Annotated in this window: 34 protein-coding genes, 10 tRNA genes and 3 rRNA genes (1 of these 47 only partly in view); all 47 read right to left on the bottom strand. The window is 36.3% G+C overall.

The window, feature by feature from the left end; all coding sequences use genetic code 11:
- Positions 1 to 48, bottom strand: a tRNA-Gln gene (locus ACTG48_RS00925) (it extends 28 nt beyond the left edge of the window).
- A 9-nt stretch (positions 49 to 57) separates the two neighbouring features.
- Positions 58 to 134 (bottom strand) — tRNA-Arg (locus ACTG48_RS00920).
- A gap of 10 nt (positions 135 to 144) precedes the next feature.
- Positions 145 to 218, bottom strand: a tRNA-Gly gene (locus ACTG48_RS00915).
- Positions 219 to 234: 16 nt separating this feature from the next.
- Positions 235 to 319 (bottom strand) — tRNA-Tyr (locus ACTG48_RS00910).
- Between the two features lie 14 nt (positions 320 to 333).
- Positions 334 to 408: transfer RNA gene (locus ACTG48_RS00905), tRNA-Thr, on the bottom strand.
- An 11-nt stretch (positions 409 to 419) separates the two neighbouring features.
- Positions 420 to 496 (bottom strand) — tRNA-Asp (locus ACTG48_RS00900).
- A gap of 5 nt (positions 497 to 501) precedes the next feature.
- Positions 502 to 577 (bottom strand) — tRNA-Val (locus tag ACTG48_RS00895).
- 5 nt (positions 578 to 582) lie between these two features.
- Positions 583 to 657: transfer RNA gene (locus tag ACTG48_RS00890), tRNA-Glu, on the bottom strand.
- A gap of 4 nt (positions 658 to 661) precedes the next feature.
- Positions 662 to 736: transfer RNA gene (locus tag ACTG48_RS00885), tRNA-Asn, on the bottom strand.
- A 7-nt stretch (positions 737 to 743) separates the two neighbouring features.
- Positions 744 to 860 (bottom strand): 5S ribosomal RNA (gene rrf / locus ACTG48_RS00880).
- A 132-nt stretch (positions 861 to 992) separates the two neighbouring features.
- Positions 993 to 3,889, bottom strand: a 23S ribosomal RNA gene (locus ACTG48_RS00875).
- Between the two features lie 248 nt (positions 3,890 to 4,137).
- Positions 4,138 to 4,213, bottom strand: a tRNA-Ala gene (locus ACTG48_RS00870).
- Between the two features lie 55 nt (positions 4,214 to 4,268).
- Positions 4,269 to 5,771 (bottom strand): 16S ribosomal RNA (locus ACTG48_RS00865).
- Together the 16S, 23S and 5S rRNA genes with 10 tRNA genes alongside form the textbook arrangement of a ribosomal RNA operon.
- 283 nt (positions 5,772 to 6,054) lie before the next feature.
- Positions 6,055 to 6,759: an N-acetylmuramoyl-L-alanine amidase CwlD gene (cwlD, locus tag ACTG48_RS00860; protein WP_021382515.1), complete on the bottom strand. Its 705-nt coding sequence runs from the start codon at positions 6,757 to 6,759 to the stop codon at positions 6,055 to 6,057.
- A gap of 541 nt (positions 6,760 to 7,300) precedes the next feature.
- Positions 7,301 to 7,693, bottom strand: coding sequence for a 30S ribosomal protein S9 (rpsI, locus tag ACTG48_RS00855; protein ID WP_003421105.1), 393 nt, complete (start codon positions 7,691 to 7,693; stop codon positions 7,301 to 7,303).
- Between the two features lie 28 nt (positions 7,694 to 7,721).
- Positions 7,722 to 8,153: a 50S ribosomal protein L13 gene (gene rplM, locus ACTG48_RS00850; protein ID WP_021382526.1), complete on the bottom strand. Its 432-nt coding sequence runs from the start codon at positions 8,151 to 8,153 to the stop codon at positions 7,722 to 7,724.
- A 119-nt stretch (positions 8,154 to 8,272) separates the two neighbouring features.
- Positions 8,273 to 9,004 carry a tRNA pseudouridine(38-40) synthase TruA gene (truA, locus tag ACTG48_RS00845; RefSeq protein ID WP_021382522.1) on the bottom strand — a complete coding sequence of 244 codons (732 nt, stop codon included), beginning with the start codon at positions 9,002 to 9,004 and terminating at the stop codon, positions 8,273 to 8,275.
- 29 nt (positions 9,005 to 9,033) lie between these two features.
- Positions 9,034 to 9,837, bottom strand: a complete 804-nt coding sequence (locus tag ACTG48_RS00840; protein WP_021382509.1) for an energy-coupling factor transporter transmembrane component T family protein — start codon at positions 9,835 to 9,837, stop codon at positions 9,034 to 9,036.
- A complete protein-coding gene (locus ACTG48_RS00835; RefSeq protein ID WP_021382524.1) occupies positions 9,831 to 10,697 on the bottom strand; it encodes an energy-coupling factor transporter ATPase in 867 nt (288 codons plus the stop codon). The genes ACTG48_RS00840 and ACTG48_RS00835 overlap by 7 nt, the downstream gene beginning before the upstream one ends.
- Positions 10,685 to 11,518, bottom strand: coding sequence for an energy-coupling factor transporter ATPase (locus tag ACTG48_RS00830; protein ID WP_021382523.1), 834 nt, complete (start codon positions 11,516 to 11,518; stop codon positions 10,685 to 10,687). The genes ACTG48_RS00835 and ACTG48_RS00830 overlap by 13 nt, the downstream gene beginning before the upstream one ends.
- 119 nt (positions 11,519 to 11,637) lie before the next feature.
- Positions 11,638 to 11,979 carry a 50S ribosomal protein L17 gene (rplQ, locus tag ACTG48_RS00825; RefSeq protein ID WP_003421117.1) on the bottom strand — a complete coding sequence of 114 codons (342 nt, stop codon included), beginning with the start codon at positions 11,977 to 11,979 and terminating at the stop codon, positions 11,638 to 11,640.
- 20 nt (positions 11,980 to 11,999) lie between these two features.
- Complete coding sequence (locus ACTG48_RS00820) at positions 12,000 to 12,947, bottom strand: DNA-directed RNA polymerase subunit alpha (RefSeq protein ID WP_003427733.1); 948 nt, start codon at positions 12,945 to 12,947, stop codon at positions 12,000 to 12,002.
- 77 nt (positions 12,948 to 13,024) lie between these two features.
- Entirely contained in the window at positions 13,025 to 13,648 is a 624-nt protein-coding gene (rpsD, locus tag ACTG48_RS00815; RefSeq protein WP_021382518.1) for a 30S ribosomal protein S4, read from the bottom strand.
- A gap of 32 nt (positions 13,649 to 13,680) precedes the next feature.
- Positions 13,681 to 14,079 (bottom strand): 30S ribosomal protein S11, encoded by a 399-nt coding sequence (gene rpsK, locus ACTG48_RS00810; RefSeq protein WP_003421122.1) that lies wholly within the window; start codon positions 14,077 to 14,079, stop codon positions 13,681 to 13,683.
- A 35-nt stretch (positions 14,080 to 14,114) separates the two neighbouring features.
- Positions 14,115 to 14,486 carry a 30S ribosomal protein S13 gene (rpsM, locus tag ACTG48_RS00805; RefSeq protein ID WP_021382517.1) on the bottom strand — a complete coding sequence of 124 codons (372 nt, stop codon included), beginning with the start codon at positions 14,484 to 14,486 and terminating at the stop codon, positions 14,115 to 14,117.
- 152 nt (positions 14,487 to 14,638) lie between these two features.
- Positions 14,639 to 14,752 (bottom strand): 50S ribosomal protein L36, encoded by a 114-nt coding sequence (rpmJ, locus tag ACTG48_RS00800; protein ID WP_002509257.1) that lies wholly within the window; start codon positions 14,750 to 14,752, stop codon positions 14,639 to 14,641.
- Between the two features lie 35 nt (positions 14,753 to 14,787).
- On the bottom strand, positions 14,788 to 15,006 hold the full coding sequence (gene infA, locus ACTG48_RS00795) for a translation initiation factor IF-1 (protein ID WP_003421127.1): 219 nt from the start codon (positions 15,004 to 15,006) through the stop codon (positions 14,788 to 14,790).
- 37 nt (positions 15,007 to 15,043) lie between these two features.
- A complete protein-coding gene (locus ACTG48_RS00790) occupies positions 15,044 to 15,313 on the bottom strand; it encodes a KOW domain-containing RNA-binding protein (protein WP_021382520.1) in 270 nt (89 codons plus the stop codon).
- A 21-nt stretch (positions 15,314 to 15,334) separates the two neighbouring features.
- Complete coding sequence (gene map / locus ACTG48_RS00785; protein ID WP_021382516.1) at positions 15,335 to 16,081, bottom strand: type I methionyl aminopeptidase; 747 nt, start codon at positions 16,079 to 16,081, stop codon at positions 15,335 to 15,337.
- Positions 16,082 to 16,732: an adenylate kinase gene (locus ACTG48_RS00780; RefSeq protein ID WP_021382510.1), complete on the bottom strand. Its 651-nt coding sequence runs from the start codon at positions 16,730 to 16,732 to the stop codon at positions 16,082 to 16,084.
- Positions 16,733 to 16,748: 16 nt separating this feature from the next.
- Entirely contained in the window at positions 16,749 to 18,017 is a 1,269-nt protein-coding gene (secY, locus tag ACTG48_RS00775; RefSeq protein ID WP_021382521.1) for a preprotein translocase subunit SecY, read from the bottom strand.
- A 43-nt stretch (positions 18,018 to 18,060) separates the two neighbouring features.
- Positions 18,061 to 18,504 carry a 50S ribosomal protein L15 gene (gene rplO, locus ACTG48_RS00770; protein WP_003421135.1) on the bottom strand — a complete coding sequence of 148 codons (444 nt, stop codon included), beginning with the start codon at positions 18,502 to 18,504 and terminating at the stop codon, positions 18,061 to 18,063.
- A gap of 32 nt (positions 18,505 to 18,536) precedes the next feature.
- Positions 18,537 to 18,722 carry a 50S ribosomal protein L30 gene (gene rpmD / locus ACTG48_RS00765; RefSeq protein WP_003421137.1) on the bottom strand — a complete coding sequence of 62 codons (186 nt, stop codon included), beginning with the start codon at positions 18,720 to 18,722 and terminating at the stop codon, positions 18,537 to 18,539.
- A 14-nt stretch (positions 18,723 to 18,736) separates the two neighbouring features.
- The gene (gene rpsE / locus ACTG48_RS00760) at positions 18,737 to 19,246 is read right to left on the bottom strand and encodes a 30S ribosomal protein S5 (RefSeq protein ID WP_003421138.1); all 510 of its coding nucleotides are present in this window, start codon (positions 19,244 to 19,246) and stop codon (positions 18,737 to 18,739) included.
- Between the two features lie 20 nt (positions 19,247 to 19,266).
- Positions 19,267 to 19,635 carry a 50S ribosomal protein L18 gene (gene rplR, locus ACTG48_RS00755; protein ID WP_021382519.1) on the bottom strand — a complete coding sequence of 123 codons (369 nt, stop codon included), beginning with the start codon at positions 19,633 to 19,635 and terminating at the stop codon, positions 19,267 to 19,269.
- A gap of 35 nt (positions 19,636 to 19,670) precedes the next feature.
- On the bottom strand, positions 19,671 to 20,213 hold the full coding sequence (gene rplF, locus ACTG48_RS00750) for a 50S ribosomal protein L6 (protein WP_003435668.1): 543 nt from the start codon (positions 20,211 to 20,213) through the stop codon (positions 19,671 to 19,673).
- Positions 20,214 to 20,243: 30 nt separating this feature from the next.
- Positions 20,244 to 20,642, bottom strand: a complete 399-nt coding sequence (gene rpsH, locus ACTG48_RS00745) for a 30S ribosomal protein S8 (protein WP_021382525.1) — start codon at positions 20,640 to 20,642, stop codon at positions 20,244 to 20,246.
- 32 nt (positions 20,643 to 20,674) lie between these two features.
- Entirely contained in the window at positions 20,675 to 20,860 is a 186-nt protein-coding gene (locus ACTG48_RS00740; RefSeq protein ID WP_003421149.1) for a type Z 30S ribosomal protein S14, read from the bottom strand.
- 17 nt (positions 20,861 to 20,877) lie between these two features.
- Positions 20,878 to 21,420: a 50S ribosomal protein L5 gene (rplE, locus tag ACTG48_RS00735; protein ID WP_021382514.1), complete on the bottom strand. Its 543-nt coding sequence runs from the start codon at positions 21,418 to 21,420 to the stop codon at positions 20,878 to 20,880.
- Between the two features lie 29 nt (positions 21,421 to 21,449).
- Complete coding sequence (rplX, locus tag ACTG48_RS00730) at positions 21,450 to 21,755, bottom strand: 50S ribosomal protein L24 (protein ID WP_021382513.1); 306 nt, start codon at positions 21,753 to 21,755, stop codon at positions 21,450 to 21,452.
- 23 nt (positions 21,756 to 21,778) lie between these two features.
- Entirely contained in the window at positions 21,779 to 22,147 is a 369-nt protein-coding gene (gene rplN / locus ACTG48_RS00725) for a 50S ribosomal protein L14 (protein ID WP_021382511.1), read from the bottom strand.
- 25 nt (positions 22,148 to 22,172) lie between these two features.
- Positions 22,173 to 22,427, bottom strand: a complete 255-nt coding sequence (gene rpsQ, locus ACTG48_RS00720; protein WP_003421156.1) for a 30S ribosomal protein S17 — start codon at positions 22,425 to 22,427, stop codon at positions 22,173 to 22,175.
- A 23-nt stretch (positions 22,428 to 22,450) separates the two neighbouring features.
- Positions 22,451 to 22,654: a 50S ribosomal protein L29 gene (gene rpmC, locus ACTG48_RS00715; RefSeq protein WP_003421158.1), complete on the bottom strand. Its 204-nt coding sequence runs from the start codon at positions 22,652 to 22,654 to the stop codon at positions 22,451 to 22,453.
- A 1-nt stretch (position 22,655) separates the two neighbouring features.
- Positions 22,656 to 23,087, bottom strand: coding sequence for a 50S ribosomal protein L16 (gene rplP / locus ACTG48_RS00710; protein WP_003421160.1), 432 nt, complete (start codon positions 23,085 to 23,087; stop codon positions 22,656 to 22,658).
- A 35-nt stretch (positions 23,088 to 23,122) separates the two neighbouring features.
- Positions 23,123 to 23,962, bottom strand: coding sequence for a 30S ribosomal protein S3 (gene rpsC, locus ACTG48_RS00705; protein ID WP_054268681.1), 840 nt, complete (start codon positions 23,960 to 23,962; stop codon positions 23,123 to 23,125).
- Between the two features lie 22 nt (positions 23,963 to 23,984).
- Positions 23,985 to 24,320, bottom strand: a complete 336-nt coding sequence (gene rplV / locus ACTG48_RS00700; protein ID WP_009887891.1) for a 50S ribosomal protein L22 — start codon at positions 24,318 to 24,320, stop codon at positions 23,985 to 23,987.
- 31 nt (positions 24,321 to 24,351) lie between these two features.
- Entirely contained in the window at positions 24,352 to 24,633 is a 282-nt protein-coding gene (rpsS, locus tag ACTG48_RS00695) for a 30S ribosomal protein S19 (RefSeq protein WP_021386634.1), read from the bottom strand.
- Between the last annotated feature and the right edge of the window lie 27 nt (positions 24,634 to 24,660).

The following is a 24,660-nucleotide window of genomic DNA, read 5'->3' as shown; positions in this document are numbered from 1 at the left end:
GCATACATGAGTCAAAGTCATGTGCCTTACCGACTTGGCTAATCCCCAATATATATGTGGTGAGCGCACAGGGATTCGAACCCCGGACACACGCCTTAGAAGGGCGTTGCTCTATCCAGCTGAGCTATGCACCCACGCTTTCTTTGGAGCGGGTGAAGGGGATCGAACCCTCACAGCTGGCTTGGAAGGCCAGAACTCTACCATTGAGCTACACCCGCATATTTAATTGATAATTGGTGGAGGATGGTGGATTCGAACCACCGAAGTCGATGACAACAGATTTACAGTCTGCCCCCTTTGGCCGCTCGGGAAATCCTCCGTATTAATTTTACATGGAGCTGGTGATAGGAATCGAACCTACAACCTGCTGATTACAAGTCAGCTGCTCTACCGTTGAGCCACACCAGCATTTTTTGTTTTGGCGACCTGGAAGGGGTTCGAACCCTCGACCTCCAGCGTGACAGGCTGGCATTCTAACCAACTGAACTACCAGGCCGCAAATGGTGGGACCAACAGGGCTCGAACCTGTGACCCCCTGCTTGTAAGGCAGGTGCTCTCCCAGCTGAGCTATGATCCCACAAATGGTGACTCGTAGGGGAATTGAACCCCTGTTACCGCCGTGAAAGGGCGGTGTCTTAACCTCTTGACCAACGAGCCATATTGGCTCCAAGGGTGGGGCTCGAACCCACAGCCTACCGGTTAACAGCCGGTTGCTCCACCGTTGAGCTACCTTGGAATATCCAACGTGGCTATGTCTTACTCTCCCAGGCAGTTTCCCACCAAGTACCATCAGCGCTAGAGAACTTAACTTCTGTGTTCGGAATGGGAACAGGTGTATCTTCTCTGCTATTATAACCACATTTTTTTCTTGTTGCTAGGACAAGTATAATATTAACATTTTTTGTTATTTTTGTCAATACTTTTTTTAAACTTTTTTAGAGCTAACACTCTAAAAACCACACATATATTTTACTGAATGGACATCAAATAATTTGGTCAAGTCCTCGACCTATTAGTATCGATAAGCTAAATACATTGCTGCACTTACACCTTCGACCTATCAACCAGATAGTCTTTCTGGGGTCTTACCCTTGCGGTGGGAAATCTTATCTTGAAGTTGGCTTCGCGCTTAGATGCTTTCAGCGCTTATCCATTCCGTACATAGCTACCCAGCCATGCCCTTGGCAGAACAACTGGTACACCAGAGGTACGTCCATCCCGGTCCTCTCGTACTAAGGACAGGTCTTCTCAAATTTCCTACGCCTGCGACGGATAGGGACCGAACTGTCTCACGACGTTCTGAACCCAGCTCGCGTACCACTTTAATGGGCGAACAGCCCAACCCTTGGGACCTACTACAGCCCCAGGATGTGATGAGCCGACATCGAGGTGCCAAACCTCCCCGTCGATGTGGACTCTTGGGGGAGATAAGCCTGTTATCCCCAGGGTAGCTTTTATCCGTTGAGCGATGGCCCTTCCACGCAGAACCACCGGATCACTAAGTCCGATTTTCATCCTTGCTCGACCTGTATGTCTTGCAATCAAGCTCTCTTTTGCCTTTACACTCTACGTACGATTTCCGACCGTACTGAGAGAACCTTTGAGCGCCTCCGTTACCTTTTGGGAGGCGACCGCCCCAGTCAAACTGCCCACCTGACAGTGTCCCAAGACCAGATTCATGGCCTATGGTTAGAGTCCCAGTACTACAAGGGTGGTATCCCAAGGATGGCTCCGCCAAAACTGGCGTCCTGGTTTCAAAGCCTCCCACCTATCCTGTACATGTAGTACCAAGACCCAATGTCAAGCTACAGTAAAGCTCCATGGGGTCTTTCCGTCCTGTCGCAGGTATCCGGCATCTTCACCGGAATTACAATTTCACCGAGTCTGTTGTTGAGACAGTGCCCAAATCGTTACGCCTTTCGTGCGGGTCGGAACTTACCCGACAAGGAATTTCGCTACCTTAGGACCGTTATAGTTACGGCCGCCGTTTACTGGGGCTTAAGTTCACTGCTTCGATTGCTCTAACAGATCCCCTTAACCTTCCAGCACCGGGCAGGCGTCAGCTCCTATACATCGTCTTGCGACTTAGCAGAAACCTATGTTTTTGGTAAACAGTCGCTTGGGCCTATTCTCTGCGGCCACCGGATGGTGGCACCCCTTATCCCTAAGTTACGGGGTCATTTTGCCGAGTTCCTTAACAACAGTTCTCTCGCGGGCCTTAGGATACTCTCCTCACCCACCTGTGTCGGTTTGCGGTACGGGTACCTTTAACCTCGATAGAGACTTTTCTTGACAGTGTGAAATCAGCTACTTCGCTACTAAATTTCGCTCCCCATCACATCCCAGCATTATCAAAGCGGATTTACCTACTCTGACTGCCTCAATGCTTGGGCACACATAACCAACAGTGTGCTTAGCTTATCCTACTGTGTCATCCCATCTCTCAAACGGTTATCGGTAGTACAGGAATATCAACCTGTTGTCCATCACCTACGCCTTTCGGCCTCAGCTTAGGTCCCGACTAACCCAGGGCGGACGAACCTTCCCCTGGAAACCTTGGGTTTACGGCCTGTGGGATTCTCACCCACATCTCGCTACTCATGCCAACATTCTCACTCCCATACTGTCCACATGTCCTTACGGTCATGCTTCAACCCGTATGGGAAGCTCCCCTACCCATCATAATGATGCCGTAGCTTCGGTAGTAAGTTTTAGCCCCGGAAATCTTCGGCGCAGGATCACTCGACCAGTGAGCTATTACGCACTCTTTGAATGAGTGGCTGCTTCTAAGCCAACATCCTGGTTGTCTGTGCAATCCCACATCCTTTACCACTTAACTTACATTTAGGGACCTTAGCTGACGATCTGGGCTGTTGCCCTTTCGACTATGAATCTTATCACCCACAGTCTGACTCCCAAGTATAAGATGACGGCATTCGGAGTTTGATAGTCTTCGGTAGGTGCAATACCCCCTAGGACATTCAGTGCTCTACCTCCGTATCTCTCACCTTGAGGCTAGCCCTAAAGCTATTTCGGGGAGAACCAGCTATCTCCGGGCTCGATTGGAATTTCACCGCTACCCACAAGTCATCCCCGAGCTTTTCAACGCTCGTGGGTTCGGACCTCCACGAAATTTTACTTTCGCTTCATCCTGCTCATGGGTAGGTCGCCCGGTTTCGGGTCTACGTCAAGTAACTGAACGCTCAGTTAAAACTCGCTTTCGCTACGGCTCCACACCTTAAGTGCTTAACCTTGCTACTTAACGTAACTCGTTGGCCCGTTCTACAAAAAGTACGCGGTCACACAAGAAATGTGCTTCCACAGCTTGTAAGTGCAGGGTTTCAGGTTCTATTTCACTCCCCTCCCGGGGTTCTTTTCACCTTTCCCTCACGGTACTATACGCTATCGGTCACTAGGTAGTATTTAGCCTTGGAGGGTGGTCCCTCCTGCTTCCCACAGGGTTTCACGTGTCCCGTGGTACTCTGGATCATATCTGAAGTCTTCTCGTTTAACATACAGGACTATTACCTTCTGTGGTGGGTCTTTCCAAACCTCTTCAATTACGATACCTCTTCGTTATGATATGTCCGCAACCCCAATAAAGAAAACTTTATTGGTTTGGGCTATTCCGCGTTCGCTCGCCGCTACTTACGGAATCGAATTTCTTTCTCTTCCTTCAGGTACTTAGATGTTTCAGTTCCCTGAGTTCCCCTCATTAAGCTATGTATTCACTTAATGATACTTAGACATTACTCTAAGTGAGTTTCCTCATTCGGAAATCTTCGGATCAAAGTTTACGTGCAACTCCCCGAAGCTTATCGCAGCTTATCACGTCCTTCATCGGCTCCTAGTGCCAAGGCATCCGCCCTGCACCCTTAATAACTTGACCAGTTAAAAAGGTTTGATAGATTAAAGTCTATCAACTTGATAATTTTTAAAAGTTATCAGCTTTATATATTACAAATTAGATGTCATATCACTAAATATATATGCAGTTTTCAAAGTGCTAGCGCACAGCGCCAACGGATAAATCCCGTTGCTTAAAGTGCTAACGCACAAGGCTTGTATAAAAATAAGCTTAAAGTGCATGTAAGAGTCTACTAGATAAATCAAAGATTTAAGTAATATGCTCTTAAATGGTGGAGATGAGGAGAGTCGAACTCCTGACCCCTTGCTTGCAAGGCAAGTGCTCTCCCAACTGAGCTACACCCCCAAATATGAAGTTCATAAAGAACTTTCAAAATTAAACAGTAGGCAATTCTCCTTAGAAAGGAGGTGATCCAGCCGCACCTTCCGATACGGCTACCTTGTTACGACTTCACCCCAGTTATTGATTCCACCTTCGACGACTTCTTCCAAAAGGTTAGATAATCGGCTTCGGGCGTCTCCAACTCCCGTGGTGTGACGGGCGGTGTGTACAAGACCCGGGAACGCATTCACCGCAGCATTCTGATCTGCGATTACTAGTAACTCCAGCTTCATGTAGGCGAGTTTCAGCCTACAATCCGAACTGAGAGTAGCTTTAAGGGATTAGCTCCACCTTACGGCTTGGCAACCCTCTGTACTACCCATTGTAGCACGTGTGTAGCCCTAAGCATAAGGGGCATGATGATTTGACGTCATCCCCACCTTCCTCCAGGTTATCCCTGGCAGTCTCTCTAGAGTGCCCAACTTAATGATGGCAACTAAAGACAAGGGTTGCGCTCGTTGCGGGACTTAACCCAACATCTCACGACACGAGCTGACGACAACCATGCACCACCTGTCACCAATGTCCCCGAAGGGAACTCTCCGATTAAGGAGATGTCATTGGGATGTCAAGCTTAGGTAAGGTTCTTCGCGTTGCTTCGAATTAAACCACATGCTCCGCTACTTGTGCGGGTCCCCGTCAATTCCTTTGAGTTTCACTCTTGCGAGCGTACTTCCCAGGCGGAGTACTTAATGCGTTAGCTGCGGCACCGAGGGGGGTAACCCCCGACACCTAGTACTCATCGTTTACAGCGTGGACTACCAGGGTATCTAATCCTGTTTGCTCCCCACGCTTTCGTGCCTCAGCGTCAGTTACAGTCCAGAGAGCCGCCTTCGCAACTGGTGTTCCTCCTAATATCTACGCATTTCACCGCTACACTAGGAATTCCACTCTCCTCTCCTGCACTCAAGTCTCCCAGTTTCAAGAGCTTACTACGGTTGAGCCGTAGCCTTTCACTCCTGACTTGAAAGACCGCCTACGCACCCTTTACGCCCAGTAAATCCGGATAACGCTAGCCCCCTACGTATTACCGCGGCTGCTGGCACGTAGTTAGCCGGGGCTTCCTCCTCAAGTACCGTCATTATCTTCCTTGAGGACAGAGTTTTACGACCCGAAGGCCTTCATCACTCACGCGGCGTTGCTGCATCAGGCTTTCGCCCATTGTGCAATATTCCCCACTGCTGCCTCCCGTAGGAGTTTGGACCGTGTCTCAGTTCCAATGTGGCCGATCACCCTCTCAGGTCGGCTACTGATCGTCGCCTTGGTAAGCCGTTACCTTACCAACTAGCTAATCAGACGCGGGTCCATCCTGTACTGGCTCACCTTTGATATTTAAGAGATGCCTCTCAAATATATTATCCCGTATTAGCATACCTTTCGGTATGTTATCCGTGTGTACAGGGTAGGTTACCCACGCGTTACTCACCCGTCCGCCGCTCTTTACCGAAGTAAATCGCTCAACTTGCATGTGTTAGGCACGCCGCCAGCGTTCATCCTGAGCCAGGATCAAACTCTCAAATAAAAGTTTATCAGGCTCAGATACTATTGTTATCAAAATATCTGGCTTTATGGTTTGTTTCTTGTTTATAAATTAACCTACTGTTTAATTTTCAAAGTTCTTTTGTCGTATTTTCGTGCTCCTTTTGGGCACTCATATATAATACCATCTATATGATTCCAAGTCAACGCTTTTTTAACTTTTATTTTAAATATTTTTTTGACAAGACAAAAATAGCCTATATTAATGCATTTTAACCGCTTTAATACAAGCTATTTACATATTCAGACCCATTTTTATAATACTTTTAACTTAGATATTTTTGTATTCCTATGTATATTGCCCATGCTATCTTCTCTTGATATGTTTCATCAGTCAAAAGTTTACATTCTTTTTCATTTGATAAAAAACCGCACTCTATTAATACTGATGGAATGTTATTTTCTTTTAAAAGATATATATCGTCTCTAGGTTTGACCTCTCTATTGTTTGTCTTATCTACTACTCTTTTAAGTTCCTCTTGAATACACTTTGATAATTCTTTACTATCTTGCTTGTCTTTAGGATAAAAAGTTTGAGCTCCATAATATTTTGATTGTTCAAAGGCATTGAGATGTATAGAAACAAACATATTAGCATTAGAATTAGATATTATTTCTTTCCTATTTTTCAAATTTTCATTATACTTTTGTCTTGTCGTTTTGTTATTTTCCTCTTTGTAAAGACTACTATCATCTTCTCTAGTCAATATTACAAGACCTCCACTTGATTCTATAAGCTCTCTAAGCTTAAGTGTTATGGCTAAGTTAATATCCTTTTCAGATGTACTCTTATCCTTATTTAACGCCCCTGGGTCAATCCCTCCATGGCCAGCATCTAAAATTATTGTTTTATTTGTTACTGGCATATACTTAATAACATCTTCGGATATATTTTTCACTTCAAATATTGACACTATCACTAGACACACCATAACAAAACTGAAAATTATATGTTTTATGTACTTTCTCACAACATCACCCTGTATATGTATACTTACAAAAACACTATAATATTCCAGATATTAGTACAAACATTTAAATTTTACTTTTCTAATTATCAATTTCCATTTATTGTATTAACTTATTAGTATTGGCATATATAATTTACAATATCATATATTACTAACCCCTTTAATTTAACACTCTTATCTACTATTAGATAATAATTGATTTGGTAAAAGACTATATAAGTTACAATAACATAATCTATGAATTATACTAATTAATGTATATTCATAGATTATGCTGTTAAAGAATACAAAAATTTTAATTACAAATTTATAAAATTCTATACTACTTTCATTAACAATACCATTATATAAATAAATTTAATACTTTATCGTTATATTAAATAAATAAAAAAGGATGCTTTCCCTACAGAAAAACATCCTAATAAAACATCTTATTATTTCATTGTATATAAATCTTAATTTAAACCCAACATTTTTAACATACCAATACTTTTCAAATAAAAATATATAAGGTATTTTGCTTTTCCAAAAAAATAAGTAATTATCTTTTTGAGAATTGTGGAGCTCTTCTTGCTGCTTTTAATCCGTATTTCTTTCTTTCCTTCATTCTTGCATCTCTAGTTAAGAAACCTTCTTTCTTTAAAGCAGGTCTTAAATCTAAATCAGCTTTTAATAAAGCTCTAGATATACCATGTCTTATAGCTCCAGCTTGTCCAGTGAATCCTCCACCTTCAACTTTTACTATAACATCATATTTATTTTCATTTCCAGTTAAAACTAATGGTTGTTTAACATCTCTTATTAATGTTTCATAGTTAAAATAATTTTCTAATGCTCTTCCATTTACTAATATATTTCCTTCACCTGCAACTAGTCTTACTCTAGCAACAGAACTTTTTCTTCTTCCAGTTCCATAATATTGAACGTTAGCCATTATAAACTCCTCCTTTCACCTATTAATCTTACTTAAAGTTTAAAACTTCTGGATTTTGAGCTGCATGAGTGTGTTCAGCACCTGCGAATACTCTTAATCTAGTCATCATTCTGCTTCTTAATTTGTTCTTAGGTAACATACCACTTACAGCATGTGCTATAACTTCTTCTGGTTTCTTATCCATCATATCTCTGTAAGATATTTCTTTTAATCCACCTACATAACCAGTATGGTATCTGTAATATTTTTGATCTAATTTCTTACCACTTAAAACTATCTTTCCTGCATTTACTACAACAACAAAATCTCCACCATCAACGTGAGGAGTAAATGTTGGTTTATGTTTACCTCTCAATACTGTCGCTATTTCTGTTGCTAAACGACCTAGTGTTTTACCTTCAGCGTCAACTAAGTACCATTTTCTTTGTACATCAGCTGGCTTAGCTATATAACTTTTCATAACTGTCCCTCCTTAACTATTTCTCATAAAATTTTTTTACCGTTTATGTCAAGTCCGGGGCAAGTGGACTTATTAACACATTCTCATATATTTTAATACATGTAGCCTGGTGTGTCAAGTTAATAATGAACTTTTTTAAGAAATAATCCTTGTGCTGGAGCTGTATGTCCACATTTTGACCTAGTTTTAGATTCTATTATCTCTAAAAATGACTCATTAATTCTACCACGTCCTATATCAATAAGTGTTCCAACAATAATTCTTACCATATTATATAAGAATCCATTACCACTAATTTCTACAACAATCAAGTCGTCTTTTTTATTGATATCAATATCATATATAGTTCTAACTGTATCTTTTACAGATGAACCAGAACTCATAAAACCTTTAAAATTATGTGTTCCTAAAATACTTTTTGACTCTAAACACATTTTGTCAAAATCAAGTTCATATTTTACTTGATACGATATATCACTAAGTATCGGATTTCTAAACTTGCTATTATATATTAGATATTTATATGTTTTACCTTTTGCACTATACCTTGAATGGAAATCTTCGTTAACTTCACATGCTTTTATAATTGATATATCCTTTGGTAGTTTAGCATTTAAAGCCATTGGTATACTTTCTACATTTATGTCTGAATTAATTTTAAAATTTGCAATTTGACCAATAGCATGAACTCCTGAATCAGTTCTACCTGACCCTACAAGTTTGACTTCTTCTCTTGTTATATCATATATAGCCTTTTCTATTGTACCCTGTATTCCTAAAGAATCAGGTTGTTTTTGCCATCCACAATAATTACTGCCATTATATTGGATTGTAACTTTTATATTTCTCATACTTTACCTCGTTTATATCTATGTTTCTATTAAATTGCTATAAATCTAGTAGCTATAATAACTCCTAAATAAACAACTTGGAATACACATGCTATATAGTCTCCCTTTGCTATGACAGACTCTCTCATTTTAGTTCTATTGTGTCCACCTCTATAACACCTAGCTTCCATAGCCATAGCTAATTCATCAGCTCTTCTAAAAGCACTCACAAATAATGGCACCAAAAGAGGTACTAAGTTCTTAGCTCTATTTATAAGGTTTTTACTTTCAAAATCTGCTCCTCTAGACATTTGGGCTTTCATTATTTTATCTGTTTCATCCAACAATGTAGGAATAAAACGTAAAGCAATTGTCATCATCATTGCAAGCTCATGTACTGGTAAACCAATTTTTTTAAATGGGTTAAGCAATCTTTCTATACCATCTGTTAATTCTATTGGGGAAGTAGTTAGAGTAAGCAAAGATGTCCCAACCACTAAAAATATAAGTCTTATTGCCATAAAAATTGCTTGTCTTAGACCTTGTTTTGTTATTGCCAAAAATCCAAATGACCATATTTCATCACCTGGCAAGAAAAAAATATTTATAAGAAATGTAAACAAAATAATCCATTTAAGAGGCTTTACACCCTTAATAATATACTTGACTGGTATATTAGCTAACTTTATCATACCTAATAAACATAATAAAACTACTATATAAGGCCAAAATTTATTTACTACAAATATAGACACCATAAATACAATTGTTGCTACAAGTTTTATCCTTGGATCTAATTTATGAATAGCAGAACTCGTTGGGTAGTATTGCCCTATAGTTATATCTTTTAACATAATCCTCGTCCTCTCACAACTTTTAATATTTCTTGTTTTGCTTCTTCTAAAGTCAATATATCTTCTCTGATGTCAAAACCTTTTTGTCTCAATTTCAATGCAAGCTCTAAAACTTGTGGAATATCTAATCCTATCTCTTTCAATTTACCAGCATTTGATTTAAATACTTCTCTAGGAGTTCCCATAAATTCTATTCTACCATGATTCATAACAATTAAATTTTTTGCTAACTTTGCCATATCATCCATACTATGTGATGACAGTATTATAGTCATATTGTTTTTTTCATGTAAATCCTTTATTAAATTAAAAATTTCATCTCTTCCACCAGGGTCAAGACCAGCAGTAGGCTCATCCAGTATAAGAACTTCCGGATTCATAGCTATAACTCCAGCAATTGCTACTCTACGCTTTTGACCTCCAGATAATTCAAAAGGAGATTTATCTTTAAACTCCTCATAATCAAGTCCTACAGCTTCCATTGATGCTTTTACCCTGTTATGTATCTCAGACTCCTCTAAGCCCAAATTAGCAGGTCCAAAAGCTATATCTTTATCAATCGTTTCTTCAAACAATTGGTATTCTGGATATTGAAATACAACACCTACTCTTTTTCTAATCTCAGTTAGGTTCAAGTTTTTATCTGTTATATTAAAATCATTTATAAATATTTCTCCTGAGGAAGGCTTTAATAGTCCATTTAAATGTTGTATTAGTGTAGATTTTCCTGAGCCTGTATGACCTATAAGACCAACAAAATCTCTATCTTTAATCTCAAAAGAAACATCATCAAGTGCCTTACTTGCAAAAGGCATGCCTTCGTTATATATATGTGTTAAATTCTTTACTATAATTGACATAATTCCATCACCATCTCATCCACAGTTAATATATCACTACCAATATTCATACCCTCTTCTATTAATAAACTAGATAACTCTGTCATACAAGGTACATCTAAACCGATTTCCTTTAGCATTTTTATTTCACTAAATACTTCTCTAGGAGTTCCCTCTAAGATTTTTTTCCCTTTTTCCATAACTACAACCCTATCTGCTTCTACTGCTTCTTCCATAAAGTGTGTTATATGTATAACAGTTATATTTTCTTCTTTGTTAAGTCTTTTTATTGTTTTCATAACTTCTTTTCTTCCAGATGGGTCTAACATTGCAGTTGCTTCATCAAATATTATACATTTAGGTCTCATAGCAATAATTCCTGCTATTGCAACTCTTTGTTTTTGACCACCTGATAACAAGTGAGGCTGTCTGCCTCTTAAATCATACATACCTACACTCTTTAAAGACTCCTCTACAATACGTCTTATTTCTTTAGGCTCTATACCTAAGTTTTCAGGTCCAAACGCAACATCTTCTTCCACTATTGTAGCCACTATTTGATTATCTGGGTTTTGAAATACCATACCTGCAGTTTGTCTTATATCCCATAATCTTTCTTCCTCTTTGGTGTCCATTCCATCAATAAGAATATTTCCCTCAGTAGGCATAAGAATTGCATTTAAGTTTTTAGATAAAGTAGACTTACCAGAACCATTATGTCCTATTATCGCAACAAATTCTCCTTTTTTAACATCTAGGCTTAAATTATCTATTGCTTTAAGTTTTGCTTCATCTGTAATATACTCAAACGAAATATTATTTACCTTTACTATATTATCCATTAATTCATACTCCTTTTAGTAAGCAATAACTTATAAAAATCATTTTACACATTATTATATCACACCTGAGTCAAAAAAATAAAAAAAAGATTAAGCCATCAAGCCTAATCCTTTCCTTACTATACTAATTCTATAAAAGCCATTTCAGCAGCATCGCCTTTTCTTGGCCCTATTTTTATTATTCTAGTGTATCCACCATTTCTCTCAGCATATTTTGGAGCTAAATCTGTGAATAAGTTATTAACTACTGTTTCATCCATAACATAAGCTAAAACTTGTCTTCTAGCATGAAGATCCCCTCTTTTAGCAAGAGTTATCATCTTTTCAGCCATTCTACGAGTTTCTTTCGCTCTAGTCACTGTAGTTTCTATTCTTCCACTTCTTAGTAAGCAAGTTACTAAGTTTCTTAACATAAGGTTTCTGTGAGCTGTTTCACGTCCTAATTTACGGTACTTAGCCATTCTTATCCCTCCTTTGCTCGCTATTCTTCACTTGGTTTTAATCCTAGTCCAAGTTCCTCTAGTTTTTGTATTACCTCTTCTAATGACTTCTTACCTAGGTTTCTAACCTTCATCATATCGTCCTCAGACTTATTAGCTAATTCTTCAACTGTGTTAATTCCCGCTCTCTTTAAACAGTTATATGATCTAACTGATAAATCTAATTCTTCTATAGTCATCTCAAGAACTTTTTCTTTTTGATCTTCTTCTTTTTCTACCATGATTTCAACACTACTTACATGTTCAGTTAAGTCTATAAATAGATTTAAATGCTCAACTAATACCTTTGCAGCTAATGATATACCCTCTTGAGGATTTATACTACCATTAGTCCAAACTTCTAGTACTAATTTATCATAATCTGTTTTTTGACCAACTCTTGTGTTTTCAACATGATAACTAACTTTCTCAACAGGAGTATATATTGAATCCACAGGTAAAACACCTATTGGAACATTCTCTGTTTTATTTTCTTCAGCAGAAACATATCCTCTACCTTTATCTACAAATATCTCCATATTAAGTTTAGCATTATCATCTAATGTAGCTATTGCTAAATCCTTGCTTAATATTTCAACATCTGGAGGGCAGATTATATCTGCACCTGTGATAGAGCATGGTCCTTGAGCCTCTATTTTAAGTGTTCTACTTCCTTCACCATCTATAGTTGCTGAAAGCTCTTTTAAAGTTAATATTATCTCTGTAACATCTTCTTTAACGCCAGGTATTGTAGAGAATTCATGAAGAACTCCATCTATTTTTATAGCATTTACTGCTACACCTGGTAATGATGATAATAATATTCTTCTTAGTGCGTTACCTATAGTTATTCCATATCCTCTTTCTAGAGGTTCTATAACAAACTTACCATATCTATAGTCTTCGCTAAGCTCAACTATATCTACTTTTGGCTTTTCTATTTCTATCATGGACAAAACCCTCCTTAAAATTCAGTAATCCACTGAGGGTAAACAAAATTTTAAAATAATTTTTAAAAGTGTGCTTATTATTTAGAGTAAAGTTCTATGATTAAGTGTTCAGCTATCTCAAGATCTATATCTTCTCTTGTTGGAACACCAACTACTTTTGCTGTCATTCCTTCTACATTAGCTTCTAACCATTTAGGAGCTATTCTTGAGTTAACTTCTACTAAATTTTTGAATTTTGCAGAAGATCTTGATTTCTCTTTAACTTCTATAACATCTCCAACTTTAACTACTAATGAAGGAATGTCTACTTTATTTCCATTTAAAGTGAAATGACCATGAGCTACTAATTGTCTAGCTTCTTTTCTAGAAGATGCTAGTCCCATTCTGTAAACTACATTATCTAATCTTCTCTCTAATAAACTTAATAAGTTTTCCCCTGCTTTACCAGGCATATTTTCAGCACGTTCATATAAGTTTCTAAATTGAGTCTCTAAAACTCCATATATTCTTTTAACTTTTTGTTTTTCTCTTAATTGTAATCCATAGTTAGAAACTTTCTTTCTTCCTTGGCCATGTTGACCTGGAGCATAGTTTCTTTTTACTATAGCACATTTATCTGTATAACATCTATCACCTTTAAGGAATAATTTCATTCCCTCTCTACGGCATTGTCTACATGATGCACCTGTATATCTTGCCATTTATCTACACCTCCTATTTGTACTCTTATTAATTACACTCTTCTTCTCTTTGGTGGTCTGCATCCGTTATGTGGGATTGGAGTAACATCTTTTATCATAGTTACTTCTAGTCCAGTTGCTTGTAAAGCTCTTATTGCAGCTTCTCTTCCTGAACCTGGCCCCTTTACGAATACCTCAACACTTTTTAATCCGTGTTCCATCGCAGCTTTTGCAGCTGTTTCAGCAGCCATTTGAGATGCAAATGGAGTTGATTTTCTTGATCCTTTGAATCCTAATTGTCCAGAACTTGCCCAAGATATAGCATTTCCGTGAACGTCAGTTAAAGTTATTATTGTATTATTGAAAGTTGATTGTATATGAGCATGACCACGTTCTATATTTTTACGTTCTCTTCTTCTAATACGTGTAACTTTCTTTTTTGGTTTAGCCATTTTCCTTTTCCCTCCTTCATCTAAGTATTATTTATTTATTTTTTCTTTTTACGAGATACTGTTTTTCTAGGACCTTTTCTAGTTCTAGCATTAGTCTTAGTTCTTTGTCCTCTTAATGGAAGACCTTTAGCGTGTCTTATTCCTCTATAACATTTTATATCTCTTAATCTCTTTATGTTTAAAGCAATTTCTCTTCTTAAGTCACCTTCAACTAAGAAATCGTCATCTATAACTTTTCTTAAATCATTAACTTGATCTTCTGATAAATCTTTTATTCTAGTATCTGGATTTATCTCAGCCTTAGCTAATATTTCGTTAGCAGTCGCTTTACCTATACCATATATATAAGTTAAGCCTATCTCCGCTCTTTTTTCTCTAGGTAAATCTACCCCAGCTATTCTTGCCATGATCGCACCTCCTACACATAGTTTTTAGTGTTTAAAACTTCGTATCATATACCAATCCTACGCCAGATTGTTCAACGATTTTAACGTTCTTTTGTTAACATCACAATATAGTATTATACTATAAATTTTAACAAAATACTAGTAATAATTTCTTATCCTTGCTTTTGCTTATGCTTAGGATTTTCACAGATAACCATTACTTTTCCTTTTCTTTTTATTACTTTACATTTTTCACATATTGGTTTTACTGATGGTCTAACCTTCATTATTAATCCCTCCTTAGACTAAATATTAATATAGTCTACTTCTTACGCCAAGTAATTCTTCCTCTTGTCAGGTCATATGGAGAAAGTTCAACATTCACCTTGTCACCTTCAAGAATTCTTATGAAGTTCATTCTTAGCTTTCCAGAAATGTGGCATAATATCTCATGTCCATTTTCTAGTTTAACTTTGAACATAGCATTAGGTAAAGCTTCTGAAACTGTACCTTCTAATTCTATAACATCTTTTTTGGCCATTAACTAACCAGCCCTCCATTTCAATAAGTTAAATCATCTAATTTAACTTAGTAAGTTCAGCTCTTAAAAAAGAATCTGTAATTTCTTGTCCAGATACTACTCTTTTTCTAACTTCATCATTAATAAAATTATATTTTTTTAAGTGCTTCACTTTCTTTAACTTAGGTTTGTCAAGTTTTCTTTTCTTTCCATCAGCTATTAATACATATTCATTATTAACTATTTTGACTACGAAAAATAAATTTCCTTTGTCGCGTCCTAATGAAACTTTAACAACTTGACCTATACTTAAATTATCTGATAGCACTTTTTTCACCTACTTTTTAAATTACAACTTTGTCAATATCAAAGGTTCATGTTCAGTAATTGCTATCGTATGCTCATAATGAGCTGATTTCTTTCCATCTATTGTAACAGTCGTCCACCCATCTGATAGAGTCTTTACATGATAACGACCTGCATTAACCATTGGCTCTATAGCAATAACCATTCCTTCTCTAAGTCTTGGTCCTTTTCCTGGGAGTCCATAATTAGGTACTTGTGGATCCTCATGAAGATTTGCTCCAACTCCATGCCCCACCAAATCTCTAACTACTGAGAAACCATGTTTCTCAACGTGTGTTTGTACTGCGTGTGAGATATCTGAAAGTCTATATCCTAATTTAGCAAATTTTATTCCTTCATAGAAGCTTTCTCTAGTTACTTCTATCAATTTCCTATCTTCTTCAGATATCATGCCTACTCCGTGAGTTTTCGCAGAATCACCATGATATCCTTTATAATAGGCTCCTATATCTAAGCTTATAATGTCCCCTTCTTTTAATATGGTTTCTCCTGGAATCCCATGTACTACTTCTCTATTGATAGAAGCACATATACTTCCTGGAAAACCTCCATATCCTTTAAAAGAAGGTTCTGCATTATATTTTCTTATATTCTCTTCAGCTATTTTATCTAATTCTAAAGTAGATATTCCCGGAGAAATAGCTTTTCTTAAAACTTCATGAGTATCAGCAACAATTTTGCCAGCTTCTCTTAGAAGTTCTATTTCTTTTTTTGATTTCAAGATAATCATTTATTTTCCACTTCCTAAAGCTGAGACAATATCTTCAAATACTTTATCTATTGCTTGGTCACCTTTTATATCTGCTATTATACCTTGTTTGCCATAATAGTCTACTAAAGGTTTCGTTTCATCTAGATAAACTTGTATTCTCTTAGATACAGTTTCTTCATTATCATCAGCTCTTTGATATAATTCTCCTTGGCATACATCACATACACCTTCTACTTTAGGAGGATTAAACTCAACATGGTAAGTAGCTCCACAAGACTTACATATTCTTCTACCAACTGCTCTAGATACTAGTATGCTCTTGTCAACTTCAATATTAACAACTTTATCTAGTTCTATACCAGTATCTTTTAAGAATATATCTAAGTGTTCTCCTTGTGCTACATTTCTTGGAAATCCATCTAACATAAATCCATTTTTACAGTCTTCTTGAGATATTCTATCAGTAACTAAACCTACAGTTAACTCATCTGGTACTAATAAACCTTGGTCCATGTATTCTTTAGCTTTCTTTCCAAGTTCTGTTCCCTCTTTTATATTCTTTCTGAATATATCTCCTGTTGATATATGAGGTATATTGTATTTTTCTACTATTCCTGCCGCCTGAGTACCTTTACCAGCACCTGGAGGTCCAAGTAATATTATTCTCATATTATCCATCTCCATTTTATTTTAAGAAACCTTGATAGCTTCTCATAACTAAGTTTGACTCTAACTGTCTCTTAAGTTCCAAAGCAACCCCAACAACGATTAACAATGAAGTCCCAGCTAGACTCATATTTACTTTCATATAATGTGTTGTAAGAGCTGGCACCATAGCAATTATTGCTAAGAAAGTAGCTCCAGCTAAAGTTAATCTAGTTAAAATTCTATTTAAATAATCCATAGTAGGTTCACCTGGTCTTATACCTGGAATGAATCCACCATTATTTTTCATATTTTTAGATATGTCTTCTGTATTGAATGATACAGTTGTATAAAAATATGAGAAGAAAATTATAAGTAGAATCTCAATTGATCTATATGTCCAGAATCCTTGTTCTGTTGCCATACTTAAGTATTTTTGAACAAAAGCTTGAGCATTTGACCCCATAAACATAGCTATTGTTTGAGGAAAAGCTAAAAGTGAACTAGCAAAAATTATAGGCATAACTCCTGATTGGTTAACTTTCATTGGTATATGAGAACTTTGTCCTCCATACATTTTTCTTCCAACAACTCTTTTAGCATATTGTACAGGTATCTTTCTAGTTGCTTCTTGTATAAATGTAACTCCTGTAACTGTAAGTAATATAACTACAATTAGAATTACTATAACCCAAGGTGCAACGTCACCAGATTTAACTTGTTGTACGATTTTAATAACATCTGTAGGTATTCTTGATATTATACCTGCAAATATTATTACTGAACTACCATTACCAATTCCTTTTTCAGTAATTTTGTCCCCAATCCACATTACTAACATACTTGCTGAAACTAATGTTATTACAACAGTTGATATAAAAAACACACTATTTGATATTAAAGCACTTCTTACAATTCCTAATGTAATTCCCAAAGCTTGTACAACTGCTAGAGCTAGTGCTGTATATTTAGTGTACTTATTAATTTTTTTCTTTCCTTCTTCGCCAGATTTTTGAAGTTCTGCTAGACTTTCAAAACCTACTGTTAGAAGTTGTATTATGATTGATGCAGTGATATATGGGCTTATACCTAAAGCAAATAGTGAAAAGTTACTAAATGCTCCACCAGTAAACATATTATACAGAGAAAGTAGACTATTGCCGCCTACCATCTTTTGTATAATACTAGTGTCTATGCCTGGAACTGGTATAGTAGTACCTATTCTGAATATCACGATCATCATAAGTGTATACATTACTTTTTTTCTTACTGCTTTAATCTTCCAAGCTTGTTTTAATTTTGACAGCACGCTAATTCACCCCGCCTGTACTGGCTAGGAGATTAGCAGGTTATTATACTAACTCTGCTTTTCCACCAGCTTTTTCTATTTTTTCTTGAGCTGAAGCTGTAAATTTAGCAGCTTTAACAGTTAAAGCTTTCTCTAAATTACCTTCACCTAAGATTTTGATTCCGTCTTTACCTATTTTGCTTATAGTTTTAGTAGATTTTAATAATTCTGCAGTTATTTCTGTTCCATTTTCAAATCTATTTAAAACTTCAACATTAACTTCTGTGTAAACTTTCTTAAATATGTTATTGAAACCTCTCTTAGGAAGTCTTCTAGCTAGTGGCATTTGTCCACCTTCAAATCCTACTCTTACTCCACCACCAGAACGAGACCATTGACCTTTTTGTCCACGTCCTGCAGTTTTACCTTGTCCAGTTGCAGTACCTCTACCTAATCTTCTCTTAGCTCTTACTGCACCTTCAGCAGGTTTTAACTCATGTAACTTCATGGATTGCACCTCCTTGCACTACTTTATAAAAATTATTCAGCTATTTCAGTTACTTCTAATAAGTGACTTACTTTATTTATCATACCTCTTGTTTGGGCATTGTCTTCTTTTACAACAACTTGCTCTCTTTTTCTTAATCCTAACGCTTCAACATTCTTTTTTTGGTTAGGAGTAGTTCCTATAACACTTCTAACTAACTTTATTTGTAATTTAGCCATTTTACACTACCTCCTTACCCTAGAAGTTCTTCAACTTTTTTACCTCTAAGTTTAGCTATATCTTCAACTGTTTTTAGAGAATTAAGTCCTTCTATTGTAGCATTTACCATATTTCTTGGATTGTTAGATCCTAAAGATTTAGCTCTAACGTCTTTTAGTCCAGCTAACTCAAGTACGGCTCTAGCAGGTCCCCCAGCTATTACTCCTGTACCTTCTACAGCAGGCATTATTAATATATTTCCAGCACCAAAGTGTCCGCGTACTTCGTGAGGAATTGTAGTCCCAACTATTGGCACTACTATTAGATTTTTCTTAGCATCTTCAACTGCTTTTTTTATAGCGTCTGGTACTTCCATTGCTTTCCCAGCACCTATACCAACGTGTCCGTTTTCATCTCCAACAACTACTAACGCTGCAAATCTGAAGTTTCTACCACCTTTTACAACCTTAGTAACACGTCTTACTTCAACAACTTTTTCTTGTAAGTCAAGTTGTCCTGCATCTATCGGCTTACGACGTAGCATGTATTTTTCCCTCCTTCGTATTAGAACTTAAGACCAGCTTCTCTAGCACCTTCAGCTAATTCTTGAATTCTTCCATGATATAAGTATCCACCTCTGTCAAATACAACTTCAGTGATTCCTTTTTCAACAGCTTTTTTAGCAACTAATTCTCCAACTTTCTTAGCTGCTTCCTTGTTTCCTGTATGATTGACAGCACTCTTAACTTCTGCGTCTAAAGAAGATGCAGCAACTAGAGTTACTCTTTGTGTGTCATCTATTATTTGAGCATATATATTGTTAGCACTTCTAAATACACATAATCTTGGTCTTTGAGAAGTACCGCTTATTTTTCTACGAACTCTCTTATGTCTTTGAAGTCTATTAGCATTTTTATCAGCCTTTTTTAACACCTAGCTCACTCCTTTCTAGCGTTTAAGTTTTGGTATTATTTTTTACCAGTTTTTCCTTCTTTACGTCTGATTACTTCATCAACGTATTTTATACCTTTACCTTTGTATGGCTCTGGTTTTCTCCAAGCTCTTATCTTAGCAGCATAATTTCCTACTAATTGCTTGTCTATACCTTTTACTATTAACTCTGTTTGGTTTGGAGCTTCAACAGTTATTCCTTCTGGATCTTCCATTTCAACTGGATGAGAGAAACCTAAGTTCATAACTAATTTCTTTCCTTGTTTTTGAGCTCTATATCCAACACCTTTTAATTCTAATTTCTTTTCGAAACCAGTATTTACACCTACAACCATATTATCTAATAAAGTTCTAGTTAATCCGTGTAAAGATCTATGTTTTTTATTATCAGTTGGTCTTTCAACCATTATTGTATTTTCTTCTTTTTTTATGTTTAACTCAGCACTTAATTGTTTAGTTAAAGTTCCTTTTGGACCTTTTACTGTAACTAAATTTCCTTCAGCTATAGTAACTTCAACACCTGCTGGTATTATTATTGGCTTAACACCTATTCTTGACATGGTCGCACCTCCTTACATTGTTCATATTAATTACCAAACGTAGCAGATTACTTCTCCACCAACATTTTCTTTTCTAGCTTGCTTGTCAGTTAATATTCCTTTTGAAGTAGATATAACTGATATTCCTAATCCGTTTAATACTTTTGGTATCTCGTGATTAGCAGCGTAAACTCTCATACCAGGCTTAGATATTTTCTTAAGACCTGTTATAACTCTTTCGCCTTCTTGTCCGTACTTTAATTGTATTCTTATGATACCTTGTTTTCCGTCTTCTATAACATCATAACCTCTTATGAAACCTTCTTCTAATAAGATTCTAGCTAACTCTTTCTTAATATTAGAAGCTGGAACATCTACAGTTTCATGCTTAACAACATTAGCATTTCTTATACGAGTAAGCATATCTGCAATTGGATCTGTCATTGTCATTTTGTTGCCCTCCTTCCATTCTAATCAAGCTTCTACCAGCTTGCTTTTCTAACACCAGGTATTTGACCTTTATAAGCTAATTCTCTAAAGCATATACGGCATATACCAAATTTTTTCAAAACTGAATGCGGTCTTCCGCATATAGTACATCTAGTGTATTCTCTAGTAGCGTACTTTTGCTTTCTTTGTTGTTTAACAACCATCGCTTTTCTAGCCACGGGAATCCCTCCTTTGCTTACTTAGAAAATGGCATTCCTAATAATTTTAATAATTCACGAGCTTCTTCGTCAGTTTTCGCTGTAGTAACAAATATTATATCCATTCCTCTTACTTTATCTATTTTATCATATTCTATTTCAGGGAATATTAATTGTTCTTTAACTCCTAAAGCATAGTTTCCTCTACCATCAAAAGCGTTAGGGTTAACTCCTCTAAAGTCTCTAACTCTTGGTAAAGAAACAGAAACTAGTTTGTCCATAAAGTAGAACATTTTGTCAGCTCTTAATGTAACTTTTGTTCCTATTGGCATTCCTTCTCTTAATTTGAAGTTAGCAACAGATTTTCTAGCTTTAGTTATAACAGGTTTTTGTCCTGATATTATTTCTAATTCTTCAACGCCTTTTTCTAATCCTTTTGGATTTTCTCTAGCGTCACCTATACCCATGTTAATAACTATTTTATCTAACTTAGGTATCTCCATTACGTTTTTGTATCCAAATTTCTCCATTAAAGCAGGAGCAACTTCTTTCATGTATTTTTCTTGTAATCTAGAAGCCATTTAAGGTCCCTCCTTTCAAGCAATATTTATTATAATTCTTTTCCGCTCTTTGCTGATACTCTTACTTTGTTCCCATCTTTTACTTCATATCTTACTCTAACGCCTTTTCCTGTTTCAGGATCAAATGGCATTACATTAGATATGTGTATTGGGGCTTCTTTATTTATTATTCCACCTTGTTGGTTCATAGCACTTGGTTTTTGATGTTTAGTTATTACATTTACACCTTCAACTAACACTTTGCTAGCTTTAGGATATACCTTTAAAACTGAACCTTTTTTACCTTTATCTTTACCTGCTATAACTACAACAGTGTCACCTTTTTTAACACGCATCATGTCCTATTGCACCTCCTTAATTATAGTACTTCTGGAGCAAGAGAAACTATTTTCATGAATTCATTGTCTCTTAACTCTCTAGCAACAGGCCCGAATATACGAGTCCCTACTGGAGTTTTATCGTCTTTTATTATAACAGCTGCATTCTCATCAAAAGAAATATAACTTCCATCATTACGTCTCATGCCTTGTTTAGTTCTCACTATAACAGCTTTAACAACTTTACCTTTTTTTACAACTCCACCAGGTGTTGCACTTTTAACAGTAGCAACTATAACGTCACCTATGTTACCATATCTTCTTTTACTTCCGCCTAGAACACGTATACATAAAATTTCTTTAGCTCCTGAGTTATCAGCAACTCTTAGACGTGATTCTTGTTGTATCATATCGTAATCCCTCCTTCTTCAAAAACTATTTCACTTTCTCAACAACTTCAACTAGTCTAAATCTCTTGTCTTTTGATAAAGGTCTAGTTTCCATTATTTTAACTCTATCTCCGATGTTACATATATTCTTTTCATCATGAGCCTTGAATTTCTTAGTTCTCTTAACACGTTTATTATATAGTGGATGACGTACAAACTCTTCAACAGCTACTACTATTGTTTTATCCATCTTATCACTAACAACACGGCCTATTCTAACTTTTCTTCTTCCTCTTTCCATGTTTAAAAAGCCTCCTTTCCAAATTAAGCTCTAGTTTCGTATAACTTTCTTTCAGCAAGAACAGTTTTAACTTTTGCTATATCCTTCTTAACAAACTTTATTCTAGCTGTATTTTCTAATTGACCAGTAGCTAATTGGAATCTTAAGCTAAATAATTCACTTTTGAAGTCGTTTAATTTGTTCATTAGCTCTTCGCTTGTTAAATCTCTTAATTCTTTAGCTTTCATCCTATTCACCACCCTTTACTTCTAAATCTTCTTTTTTCACAAATTTACATTTGATTGGTAATTTATGTGCAGCAAGTCTCATAGCTTCTCTTGCCTTATCTTCAGAAACACCCGCTAATTCAAACATAACTCTTCCTGGCTTAACTACAGCTACCCAATATTCTGGAGAACCTTTCCCTGCACCCATACGAGTTTCTGCTGGTTTTCTTGTTACTGGTTTATGAGGGAATATTTTTATCCAAACCTTTCCCCCTCTTTTTATATATCTAGTCATCGCGATTCTGGCAGCTTCTATTTGATTAGAAGTTATCCAAGAAGCTTCTAAAGCTACTAATCCAAACTCACCATAAGTAACTTTGTTACCTTTATGAGCTTGCCCAGCCATACTTCCTCTATGAACTCTACGACGCTTTACTCTTTTTGGCATTAACATGAGTATTTTTCCTCCTTCCTTGAACCTAACTATTATTAATTTCCTTTGTTTTCAGTTCTTTGAGGTCTTGATCCACCTTGAGGTCTTTGTCCTCTGTAGTTTCCTCTGTTATCATTTCCTCTATTATCATTTCCTCTATAGTTTCTATTGTCATTTCCTCTTCTATCGTTTCTTCTGTTATCTCTCTTATTGTCTCTTCTATCGCTCTTTCTGCTTTCTTCTCTTGGATTTACACCGTCTCTAGTTGGTAAAACTTCACCATTACATATCCAAACTTTTATACCGATTTTTCCATAAGTAGTATCAGCTTCAGCGAAACCATAATCTATATCTGCTCTTAAAGTTTGTAGTGGCACATTTCCTTCACTATAACCTTCAGTTCTAGCCATCTCAGCTCCACCTAATCTTCCTGAAGCAGAAACTTTTATTCCTTTAGCACCAGATTTCATTGCTCTTTGTATAGCTTGTTTCATTGCTCTTCTGAAAGCAACTCTTCTCTCTATAGCTAAAGCTATATTTTCAGCTACTAATTGAGCATTTTTATCTGTACTTCTTACTTCTACTATATTAACTATTATAGTTTTCTTTGTCATTTTTTCTAATTCAACTTTTAATGCTTCGATTCCTGCACCAGCTCTTCCTATAACTACTCCTGGCTTAGCAACGTGTAAGTCCATTTTTATTTTGTTAGCTGATCTTTCTATTTCTATCTTAGCAACTCCAGCTGAGTATAATCTTTTCTTTAAGAATTTACGTATATTATGGTCTTCTAATAATAAGTTTCCGAACTCTTTTTTATCAGTAGCGAACCATCTTGAGTCCCAATCTTTTATAACACCGACTCTTAAGCCGTGTGGATTAACCTTTTGACCCATTACTTTCCCTCCTATCTATTAATTATTTTTTCTCTTTAACAACAACCTCTATATGAGAAGTTCTTTTTCTTATTGTAGTTGCACGACCCATAGCTCTAGGCATGAATCTCTTCATTGTTGGTCCTTGATTAGCAACTATTGATGCTATATATAATTTTTCAGTATCCATTTCGTGATTGTTTTCTGCGTTAGCTTTAGCTGATTTTACAACCTTAGCTATTATTGAAGCTGCTCCTCTTGGAGTAAACTTTAATATTGCTAATGCTTCATCAACATTCTTTCCTCTAACAAGGTCACATATTTGGCCTGCTTTTCTTGGTGATACACGTACGTATTTAGCAGTAGCTTTTGCTTCCATTGTTATTCCTCCTTTCTTAGTCATAATTTAATTATTTTCTCTTATTAGATTTTTCGTCATCCTTATGTCCTTTGAAAGTTCTAGTAGGAACGAACTCACCTAATTTATGTCCAACCATATCTTCTGTTATATATACTGGAACATGTTTTCTTCCATCATGAACAGCTATAGTGTTTTCTACCATTTGTGGAAATACAGTTGAAGATCTTGACCAAGTTTTTATAACTTCTTTACTTCCACTAGCATTCATAGCTTCTATCTTCTTTAAAAGTCTTGCATGGACAAAAGGCCCTTTTTTAGTTGATCTTGACATTTATATTCCTCCTTTCCGAGCAAAAAT

Source organism: Clostridioides sp. LIBA-6822, assembly GCF_056688955.1.
The sequence above is the reverse complement of the archived record's forward strand: the minus strand, read 5'-3'. Positions and strand labels throughout refer to the sequence as shown.